Origin of the sequence: Brevundimonas sp. EAKA (assembly GCF_000698025.1) — a bacterium.
GTDB lineage: Bacteria > Pseudomonadota > Alphaproteobacteria > Caulobacterales > Caulobacteraceae > Brevundimonas > Brevundimonas mediterranea_A.
This window is the reverse complement of the sequence record NZ_JMQR01000108.1, coordinates 1-10,155: the sequence shown is the minus strand read 5'-3', so window position 1 is coordinate 10,155 and position 10,155 is coordinate 1. Positions and strand designations below refer to the sequence as shown.

At 66.0% G+C, this 10,155-nt stretch carries 9 protein-coding genes; 6 read left to right on the top strand and 3 right to left on the bottom strand.

Annotation, left to right across the window (positions count from 1 at the left end; translation table 11 throughout):
- Window positions 1-479 precede the first annotated feature (479 nt).
- Window positions 480-911: a GNAT family N-acetyltransferase gene (locus ER13_RS13440; protein ID WP_052005117.1), complete on the top strand. Its 432-nt coding sequence runs from the start codon at window positions 480-482 to the stop codon at window positions 909-911.
- Between the two features lie 48 nt (window positions 912-959).
- On the opposite strand, the gene ER13_RS13435 is transcribed toward ER13_RS13440, so the two are convergent.
- A complete protein-coding gene (locus tag ER13_RS13435; protein WP_035310000.1) occupies window positions 960-2,294 on the bottom strand; it encodes a site-specific integrase in 1,335 nt (444 codons plus the stop codon).
- A gap of 293 nt (window positions 2,295-2,587) precedes the next feature.
- On the opposite strand from ER13_RS13435, the gene ER13_RS13430 reads away from it, so the two are divergent.
- Window positions 2,588-3,664, top strand: coding sequence for a mechanosensitive ion channel family protein (locus tag ER13_RS13430; RefSeq protein ID WP_035309998.1), 1,077 nt, complete (start codon window positions 2,588-2,590; stop codon window positions 3,662-3,664).
- Window positions 3,665-3,707: 43 nt separating this feature from the next.
- Here ER13_RS13430 and ER13_RS13425 read toward each other — a convergent pair whose 3' ends face one another.
- On the bottom strand, window positions 3,708-5,846 hold the full coding sequence (locus ER13_RS13425) for a malate synthase G (RefSeq protein WP_035309996.1): 2,139 nt from the start codon (window positions 5,844-5,846) through the stop codon (window positions 3,708-3,710).
- 151 nt (window positions 5,847-5,997) lie between these two features.
- Between ER13_RS13425 and ER13_RS13420 the strand changes: the two genes are divergently transcribed.
- Entirely contained in the window at window positions 5,998-6,648 is a 651-nt protein-coding gene (locus tag ER13_RS13420) for a DUF1345 domain-containing protein (protein WP_154725798.1), read from the top strand.
- 122 nt (window positions 6,649-6,770) lie between these two features.
- Window positions 6,771-7,145 carry a hypothetical protein gene (locus ER13_RS13415; RefSeq protein ID WP_008262635.1) on the top strand — a complete coding sequence of 125 codons (375 nt, stop codon included), beginning with the start codon at window positions 6,771-6,773 and terminating at the stop codon, window positions 7,143-7,145.
- 93 nt (window positions 7,146-7,238) lie between these two features.
- Here the strand turns inward: ER13_RS13415 and ER13_RS18495 are convergent, their stop codons facing one another.
- Window positions 7,239-7,400 carry a hypothetical protein gene (locus ER13_RS18495; protein WP_008261793.1) on the bottom strand — a complete coding sequence of 54 codons (162 nt, stop codon included), beginning with the start codon at window positions 7,398-7,400 and terminating at the stop codon, window positions 7,239-7,241.
- A gap of 263 nt (window positions 7,401-7,663) precedes the next feature.
- On the opposite strand from ER13_RS18495, the gene ER13_RS13410 reads away from it, so the two are divergent.
- The gene (locus tag ER13_RS13410) at window positions 7,664-9,238 is read left to right on the top strand and encodes a lipopolysaccharide assembly protein LapB (RefSeq protein WP_035309994.1); all 1,575 of its coding nucleotides are present in this window, start codon (window positions 7,664-7,666) and stop codon (window positions 9,236-9,238) included.
- Between the two features lie 31 nt (window positions 9,239-9,269).
- Window positions 9,270-10,155 (top strand): GTP-binding protein (locus ER13_RS13405; protein WP_155988158.1); only part of this gene is annotated, 886 nt, incomplete at its 3' end.

Here is a 10,155-nt window from a genome sequence, read left to right as displayed (position 1 = left end):
GACCCATCAAAGGCGTGATACAAGTGAAGATTGATGTCGCCTGAGGACGACGAGATGCCTTCTACGAGCCCTTCTGCACGGCCAGCGCCGCGTTGACTCCCCGAGCCAGGTCCTCTGCGGGTCCCTTCGATCCCGCGAACAGGCGACTGAGCTTTGTCGAATAGCTCTGTCGCCCGTTCACTCCTGCCAAAAACATGCCCAGCGTGGCTCGAGGCGCCCACTCGTTCTGACCGCAGGAGTCCAGTTCGTTGGCGGTGTGCAATAGCCGTCATAGCCGTCAGGCTTGTGCAAGTCGGGCGATCCCTGTTCCACTCATGACGCTCCTCGCGGGCGCGTCACGGGATCGGCCATTCTGGTCTCCGGTCCTTGGGGGCTCGATGATCTGACGGCGACAGATAATAGACGCAGTCAGTGGGAGCAAACTATACGTTTGGCGATGCCGTTCACCGTTCGCCCCTACGCCATCAGACGCTCCCCAGATGGCGCGGCTGTTTTTCGACTCCGCGCGAACGCTTGGCGTGCGCCGCTATTCACCGGAGCAGGTCGCCGCCTGGGCGGCCGCTCCAGCGGACCCGGCTCGGGTTCACGCCCGCGCGAGCGACGGCCGGATCACCCTGGTAGCGGCGATTTTCGATACCGAGATCCTGGGCTATGGCGACCTTGAGGCTGACGGACACATCGATCACCTGTACTGCCGACCGGATGCGGCGGGGACCGGCGTCGCCCCGGCGATACTGGATGCGCTCATTGTGACGGCGAACGAGGCCGGCATTCGCCGCCTTCATGTCGAAGCCAGCGAACTTGCCCGCGGTCTGTTTGAGCGCAAAGGCTTCACCGTATCTCATCGACGAGACTTCGAGGTCCGCGGCACGGCGATCCACAACTTCGCGATGGACAGACTACTGGGTTGAAACTTCGACGCGGTGGCGGCGGGTGCGACAGGGGCCGTGAATCGCCTGCTAGAAACGCATCGCTTGCGACAAACGCGCCGCCGCCCGGTTAGCGACCAGCTTGAGCGGATCGTCGCTGAGGTGGGCGTAGATCTCGGTCGTCCGCGCCTGCTTGTGACCCAGGACCTTTCCCACCAGGAATAGCGACGCCCCGTCCGCGATGGCGAAACTCGCGAAGCTGTGGCGCAGGTCATGAAGGCGGACGTTCGCAAGCGAACGAACCTCCCGAGGATCGCCACCCAGCTCGCTGATGCGTCGTTGAAGAATGGTGTCGGCTCTGGCCTTCACCTTGATCCAGAGGTGCGGAAGACCCACGAAATGCCCGTCGCCCTTGAGCGCCGGGAGAACCCAGGGCGAGCCTGCTCCGGTCACGAGCGCGGCCTCTCCAGAGTTGTGGCCTCGCGAGGGTTCGGGCGTCCGCGTCTCGTCCCACCGCCGTTTGAGCACCGCAATGGCATCATCGGCCAGCGGAACGACCTTGGCGCCCGTCTTCGACTCGGGGAGCCGTAGGCATCCCCTCTGCCAGTCGACGAAGTCCCATTGGAGCGAGAGGATCTCGGTCTTGCGACACCCCGTCAGCATCAGCAAGCGGACGGAATCCGCCATGACGGTGTAACGCTCGTCTTCGTGCTCGAACTCCGCCAAGGCTTCGGCGAGCGCGGCGATCTCCCGCTCCGACAGGTATCGCTCCTTGCGCACCGTCTGGAACCGTTCCACGCCCCTGGTCGGGTTCCTCTGAAGGTACTCGGCCCGGATCGCGAACTCGTAGACGGCGCCGAGGGTGATCACCGCCATCGCGGCCACGCGTTTGCCGCCCCTCACCTTCGAGCGGCGGCGATGGCCCAGCATGATGTTCCGCGCGGTCTTGCCCTGGGAGATGTCGAGCTGCATTCGGGATACGTCCATGGCGGTGATATCGCGGGCCAGCTGCCGGCCAATCAGCGGCTTGATGTGGCAGTCGAACATGATCCGGTTCGTCACCCAGCTGGCTTCCTTCTTGTTCGGCTTTAGTGCGGGCCCCTCCTCAAGATAGAGGTCTGTCAACTCGGCGACGGTCAGCGCATTTCGATCGGCGACCTTCTCAGCCTGAGGATCGATGCCCTCGCGGACGTCCTGGAGTTTCTCGATTGCACGCTCACGGGCCTCATCAAGGCCGTAGCCGCCATCGGCCTTGCCAAGCGTGAGCTTCCGAAAGCGCCCGCCGAGCCTGTAAAAGAGCACGTAGCTTCTCCCGCCGCCGGGTCGGACCCGCACGCCGAAGCCCGTGACATGCGTGTCCCAGACACAGAACTCGACGTCCGAAGCGGGAAGCTCTCCAATCAGTTTCCGGGTCAGTTTTGGCATGCAAAACGCTCCAAAAAAGGTAGCGCATGGGTAGCAAAAAACGCCGTTTGCGGCCCATTTCGGCTGATTTCATACAGTACCACGTTTCGCTATTTTCCCAATCATTTTCGTAGCTTGGAACGAAATGAGACGCCGTGAAAAGCCTTGAAATAGGAACAAAGTCCTAATGGCATGCAAGAGGTCAGCGGTTCGACTCCGCTAAGCTCCACCAGTTTCCAGAAGCCCGGCTGTGAAAACAGCCGGGCTTCGTTGCTTTCTGGAACCTGAGCCGTTCGCCGCGCGCTTGCGCCCTTATGACATCCCCCATCCAGGCCGGCCTCGAATCCCTCGACGACACCCAGATCGTTCGGGTGGCGGGCGCGAGCATCACTGTCGGCGGCCTGGTCAGCGCCCTGATCATCCTGTTGGTCGCCCTGATCGTCGCGCGGCTGGTGACGCGCGCCCTGCGGCGGGTGCGCGAGCGTTCGGAACGCAGCCGCCAGGCCCTGTACCTGCTGGAGCGTCTGTCGGGTTACGCCGTCATCATCGTCGGCGTCATGTCGGCCCTGTCGGCGGCGGGGCTGAACCTGTCGTCGCTTGCGGTCTTCGCCGGCGCGGTGGGCATCGGCGTCGGCCTGGGCCTGCAGGGGGTGGTCAAGGAGTTCGTGTCCGGCCTGTTCCTGATCTTCGACCGAATGGTGTCGGTCGGCGACTATATCGAGATCGAGGACATCGGCATCCGTGGCGCCATCATGGAGATCGGGCCGCGCGCGACGCGGGTGCGGACCAATGACAACGTCAATGTCCTGGTGCCGAACTCGCGCTTCATCGAACAGCCGGTGACCAACTGGACGCTGAAGGGCGACACCCGCCGCATCCATGTACCCTTCGCCGTCGCCTATGGGTCGGACCGGGGCAGGGTGCGCGAGGCGGTTCTGGCCTGCGCCCGGGCCAGCCCCTTCACCCTGCCCGAGACCGAGGCGCGCAAGAGCCAGGTCTGGCTGGTGGGGTTCGGCGACAAGGGGCTGGATTTCGAACTGCTGGTCTGGCCGACACGCGAGGCGGTCAAACGGCCGGCGGCCATGCACGCCGCCTACACCTGGCTGATCGCCGACGCCCTGGACGGCGCCGGGATCGAGGTGCCCTTCCCCCAGACCGACCTGCGGATCCGCAGCGCCTTCGGCCTGGAGGGCGACGACGCCCTGGGCCGGCTCGGCTATGGCCGGGGCGCCCGCCCGGCGACGGCGGCGACCGTCACGCCCCAGGCCCAGCCCTCTGTCTCCGCTTCGGGCGCCAGCAACGACGCCGCCGAGGACCTGATGATGGCCGAAGACGAGGACGGCCCCCTGGAACCGGCGCCCGGCCTGCCGCCGGGACGGACGGGGGGTTGAACCACAGCCCCGTCACCCTCGGCTCGTCCGAGGGTGACGGATTTTAATGCTGGGCCTTGGCCCTCAGCCGGTAGGCATGAAGCAACGGCTCGGTATAGCCGTTCGGCTGGGCCGCGCCCTCGAACACCAGGGCGCGGGCGGCCTGGTAGGCCAGGCTGGCGGCGGGATCGGGGGCCATGGGGCGATAGAGCGGGTCCCCGGCGTTCTGGGCGTCGACCTTGGCCGCCATCCGCAGGAAGGCCGCATCCACCTGATCGGGGGTGCAGACGCCGTGCAGCAGCCAGTTGGCGATATGCTGCGAACTGATCCGCAGGGTGGCGCGATCCTCCATCAGACCGATGTCGTGGATGTCGGGCACCTTGGAACAGCCGACGCCCTGATCGATCCAGCGCACCACATAGCCGAGGATGCCCTGGGCGTTGTTGTCCAGTTCGGCCGCCACCTCATCTTCCGACCAGTTGGCGCCGTTCGCCAACGGCGGGGTCAGCAGATCGTCCAGACCCGGCGTCGGGCGGGTCGCCACCTCGGCCTGGACGGCGAAGACGTCCACGGCGTGATAATGCAGGGCGTGCAGGGTCGCGGCGGTCGGCGACGGGGTCCAGGCGGTGTTGGCGCCGGTCCGGGGGTGGGCGATCTTCTGCTCCAGCATGTCCGCCATCCGATCGGGCGCGGCCCACATGCCCTTGCCGATCTGGGCCTTGCCGGACAGGCCGCATTTCAGACCGATGGCGACGTTGCGGGCCTCATAGGCGGTGATCCAGGCGCTGGACTTGATATCGGCCTTTCGCACCACCGGCCCGGCCTGCATGGCGGTGTGGATCTCGTCGCCCGTGCGGTCCAGGAAGCCGGTGTTGATGAAGACGATCCGGTCCTTCACCGCATGGATGCAGGCGGCGAGATTGGCCGAGGTGCGGCGTTCCTCGTCCATCACCCCGACCTTGATCGTGTGACGCGGCAGGGCCAGCAAATCCTCGACCGCGTCGAACAGCCGGTCGGTGAAGCCCGCCTCATCCGGCCCGTGCATCTTCGGCTTGACGATATAGACCGATCCCGTCGCGCTGTTGCCGAAAGCCCCGAGCCCCTTGATATCGTAGAGGGCGATCAGGCTGGTGACGACGGCGTCCATGATCCCTTCAGGCGCGTCCGAGCCGTCGGTCAGACGGATGGCGGGCGTGGTCATCAGATGGCCGACGTTGCGCACGAACAGCAGGCTGCGGCCCTTCAGGGTCACGTCGCCGCCGTGGGGCGCGGTCCAGCGCCGGTCGGGCTCCAACGCGCGGGTCAGGGTCTCGCCGCCCTTCCTGAAGGTGGCGGCCAGGTCGCCGCGCATCAGGCCAAGCCAGTTGCGATAGGCCTCGACCTTGTCGGCGGCGTCCACAGCCGCAACCGAGTCTTCCAGATCGACAATGGTGGTCAGGGCCGATTCCAGCACCACGTCGGCCAGACCCGCCGGATCGGTGCGCCCGACCGGGTGCGAGGGGTCGATCACCAGTTCGATGTGCAGGCCGTGGTGCGCCAGCAGGATGGAGGCAGGGGCGGCCGGATTTCCGGAAAAACCGACGAACTGGGCCGGATCCTGCAGGGCGGGAACCAGGGCGCCGTCGACCACCGACCAGCCGGCGACATCGGCGTGCGAGCCCTCGGCCAGGGGCGCCGCCTCATCCAGAAACGCCTTGGCGCGGACGACGACACGCGCGCCGCGCGCCGCGTCATAGCCGCCACCGGTCGGCAGATCGCCCAGAGCATCCGTGCCGTAGAGGGCGTCGTACAGGCTGCCCCACCGGGCGTTGGCGGCGTTCAGCAGGAAGCGGGCGTTCAGCACCGGCACGACCAGCTGCGGCCCGGCCATGCGGGCGATCTCGGCGTCCACGCCGCTCGTGCCGATGGAAAAGGGCGCCGGATCCTCGACCAGATAACCGATCTCGCGCAGGAAGGTCTGGGACGCGGCGACGTCATAGGGCTGGCCCCTGCGGGCGGCGTGCCAGGCGTCGATCCGGGCCTGAAGATCGTCGCGCCGGGCCAGCAGGGCGCGGTTCTCCGGTGCGAACCGGGCGAAGACATCCGCCGCGCCGGACCAGAAGTCCGCCGGGTCCAGTCCCAGACCCGGCAATACGTCCTGTTCGATCAGGGCCGCGAGCTCGGCCGCGACCTTCAATCCGGCGCGATCTTCATAGGACGTCATGGCGGCCTTTCTCCGGCGCGACGCCGGGCCTGTAACAATGCGTGATCACGCTAAGCCGACCGTGCGGGGCTTCGCAAGGGTCACGTTGCGTCAGGCGCTTCGCTTTTCGTCTAGCGCTTGCGGCACGCGCATGGGGCGTCATGATCCGACCATGAGTCTGTTTCGCACGCTGCGCCTGTACGGCGTTCTGTTTTCCAGCCTGGGTGTGGTGATCCTGGTCGCCCTGCTGATCCCGGCCGGTGAAAGCGCTTTGACCCGGATGGCCTATGGCTGGATCGCGGGGGTCGCGGTCTTTATCGCCGCCACCCTGACCCGCATGGCCCTGGTCCAGGACGCCAACGCCATTCGCAGGCGCGCGGCGGCCCTGGACCAGACCGGCGGCGCCGTGCTGCCTCTCAGCCTGCTGGCGGCGGTGGCCAGTATCGTGGTGGTCGTCGGGGAGGCGGTGCAGGCCGGCGGCTCGCCGATTCTTGGTCTGCTGGCCCTGGGGACCGTGACCCTGTCCTGGACCTTCATCCACCTGATCTTCACCCTGCACTACGCCCACGCCTTCTATCAGCACGGCGACCACGGCAAGGACCGGGGCGGCCTGATCTTCCCCGGCGAAACCGAGCCCGACTATTGGGACTTTCTGCATTTCGCCCTGATCATCGGGGTGGCGTCCCAGACGGCAGACGTCCAGATCGCCGATCGGGGCATCCGTCGGCTGTCGACCGTGCACAGCCTGACCGCCTTTGTTTTCAACACGGTGATCCTGGCCCTGGCGGTGAATCTGGCGGTCGGATTGGTGGGCGTTTCGTAGAATTCCCGGATCGCCCGGTCAGAAAGGCTTAACCGCGTCCGTGAACGGGACCGCAAGCGACTGGGGCGTAAGGCTGTGTGTACGGACGACCTCCCGTCCGGATCGCAAGAAGCGTCTCGCCCATGCTGTTTCTTCTGAACGACGTCGTGTTCGACCTGGACGAGGCCTGTCCGGTCACGCCCGCCGACGCGCGCCGGTTCGAGAAGCTGGGCTTCGACTATGTGCTGGAACTGGGCTGCGAACTGTTCGCCGAGGATCCGCTGCTGCACCGCAACGATCCGGGCCGCGCGCGCCGTCTGGCCTGGCTGATCGCCGAGCGCAGCCCCGAGGTCAACGCCGCCCTGTTCGCCGCGCCGACAGCCGCCTGCAATCCCGACCTGGTCGAGCCGCGCTTCTGCACCCTGCCCGACGTGGTGATGAGGCAGTTGCAGGAAAAGGGCCGCCGGCTGGACGCGATCGCGGCGGATCGCGCCGTGTGGAACCGTCTGGCCGCCTGACCGCCTCCGCTCATCGTCTGAGGCGGATCCCCAGACGCCTGTTTATTCCGTGAAGCGACCGGTCAAACGGCCGCGCCAAATGTCGTCGCGCCTTCAGAACGCCGTGAACAAGGCGTGGACGACGGCCGCTGCGGCGAAGATGAAGCCGAAGCCGATCACCAGTCCGAAAGCGGGGTGCAGCCTGTGCGGACGCTCGAATTTCGAACGGTCGAGACCGACGGCGCGGTCCTCAGGATGGATAACAGCCATCGTCATTTCCTTTCCCTATGGTCCCGGATAGATCCGGGAGAGAAGCGCCGGGCTCTGACGGCCTGATCGTCTCCTCAGACCCGACAATGACTCCAATAGCCCCTTATGGCGAGGGGTTATTTGATGTGGCGCAAATCGCGCGCAGAGAGCAGGATTCTTCGCGCGACATGCACACGGCTCTTTACGATTCCGCACAACCTTTGCGACAAATCGAAGGTCGGGGGAGACGGGACTAATCAGTCCCGTTCGGCGGGGACGAGGAGCAGGCCATGAGGATATCCGGACTGGGCGCCGTACTGGCGGTCGCCTTAGCGGCGCTCACTCTGACGGCGACAACGGCGCGTGCGGATTGGCAGAAGGCGGAAAGCGAACGCTTCATCGTCTATAGCGAGGGCAGCGAGCGTTCGCTCAGGGAGTACGTCCAGAAGCTGGAAACCTTCGACCGGGTCATGCGCTATCGGTCAGGCTTTCCGATGAACGAGGCGCCGGCCCGCAAACTGCCCATCTATCTGGTGAACTCCAGGTCCGGTCTGCTGCGAGTGCACCCCTCCACCCCACAGAATGTCGTGGGCACCTATTTCCCGACATCCGAAGACATATTCGCGGTGGCAGTCCGCGGCGAGAACGACGAAATCCTGCTCCATGAATACGTCCACCATTTCATGTTGGGCAGCATGTCGGCCGCCTATCCCGGCTGGTTCGTCGAAGGTTTCGCCGAATACTACATGACCGCCGACATCGACGGCGGCAAGATTCAGGTGGGCGGCTATAGCGAAAACCGGGCCTATTGGCTGTTCAACGGCAGTTGGATCCCACTGGAGATGCTGCTGCGGTCGCGGCCGGCGGAGATTACGCGCAGCAGCTATCGCGAAACCTATTATCCTGTCGCCTGGTTGCTGACCCATTGGTTCTTCAGCGATCCCGCGCGTCTTCAGCAGTTGAGCGCCTATCTGACCTCAGTCGGCAACGGCGGCGATCCTGTGGAGGCCATGGAGACCGCAACCGGCATGACCATGGGTGAGTTGCGCACCGCCCTGCGTCGATATCTGAACCAAAGATCGCTGGTCGTGCGGGTCATCACGGGCGACTTCCCGCCTGCGGACATAACCGTAACCCGCCTGCCCCGTTCGGCGAACGACCTGCTGCTGATCAACCAGAGACTGAAAATCGGCGTGGAGGACGAGGATCGGGCCGCCCTGGGGCAGGAGGTGGCGAGCATCGCCGCCCGCCACGGCGACGACCCGCTGGCCTTGCTGGCCGCCGGTCACGCCGGCATGCATTTCGGCGACCGCCCGGCTGGAGAACGCGCCCTGCAACGGCTGATCGAGCTCGAACCCGACAACGTCGAGGCCTTGCAGTTCCTGGCCCAGGAGCGCCTGCGTCGCGCGCGCGACGTCGAGGACGCCGCCGAGAGCATGGCGCTGAAGCGCGAGGCAAGAACCTATCTGAGCCGCGCCTACGCCGCCGCCGACAACGACTATCGGACGCTGATGCTGATCAGCGAAATGCGTAGCGGCGCGCCCGGCTATCCCAATGAGAACGACATGCTGACGCTGGGCCTCGCCTTTGAACGGGCGCCGCAACTGGCCGAGGTCCGCCTGAGCTACGCCGCCGCCTTGATCGAAACCGACGAAAAGGAAGACGCGGTCAGGCTGCTTAAACCCCTGGCGAATAATCCGCACGGCGGCGGTGCGTCGGACATGGCGGCGCGGATGATCGCCGCGCTCGAGGGCGGGGAGCCATCGCCCACGCTGGAGGAGCCGCTTGACGGCGCGACAGTCTCCCAGCCCGAGTCTCCATCGGAAGACAGCCCTGAATCGCCTCCGGCGCCCGCCAGCGAGTGACTTTCACGCCCGGGCGCGCTAGTCGCGCGCCATGACACTGACACTGCCCGAGGAAGCGGCCAAGTCTTCAAGGACTCTCGCCGCCGAAGCGGCGAGGCGCCGGACCTTCGCCATCATCGCCCACCCGGATGCGGGCAAGACGACCCTGACCGAGCACATCCTGCTGGCCGGGGGCGCCATTCGCGCGGCCGGCGCCGTGCGGGCGCGGGGCGAGAACCGGCGGACGCGGTCGGACTGGATGAAGATCGAGAAGGAGCGCGGCATCTCCGTCAGCGCCTCGGTCATGACGTTCGAGCACGACGGCAAGATGTTCAACCTGCTCGACACGCCGGGCCACGAGGACTTCTCCGAAGACACCTATCGCACCCTGACCGCCGCCGACTGCGCCATCATGGTGCTGGACGCCGCCAAGGGGATCGAGCCGCAGACGCTGAAACTGTTCGAGGTCTGCCGCCTGCGCGACATCCCGATCATCACCTTCATCAACAAGCTGGACCGCGAGGCCCAGGACCCGATGACCCTGCTGGACGACATCGCGTCCCGGCTGCAGCTGGACCCGGCGCCCATCTGGTGGCCGGCCGAGAGCGGCAATCGTCTGCGCGGCATGGTCGAGGTCGGGACCGGCCGCTTCCAGCCCTATACCCGCAAGATCGCCGGTTCGGCCGAGGATCCCGAACACCCCGCCGCCCTGCCGCTGGACCAGGCCGCCCAGTATTTCGAGGCGGGCGAGCAGGACGCCCTGGCCGAGGCGGTCGAACTGGTCGAGGGCGGCTATCCGGCCTTTGACCGGCAGGCCTTCCTGGAAGGCCATATGACGCCGGTGCTGTGGGGTTCGGCCCTGCGCCATTTCGGCATCGACGAACTGCTGAAGGCCATCGGCGACTGGGCCCCGGCGCCCAAGGTGATGAAGGCCAAGA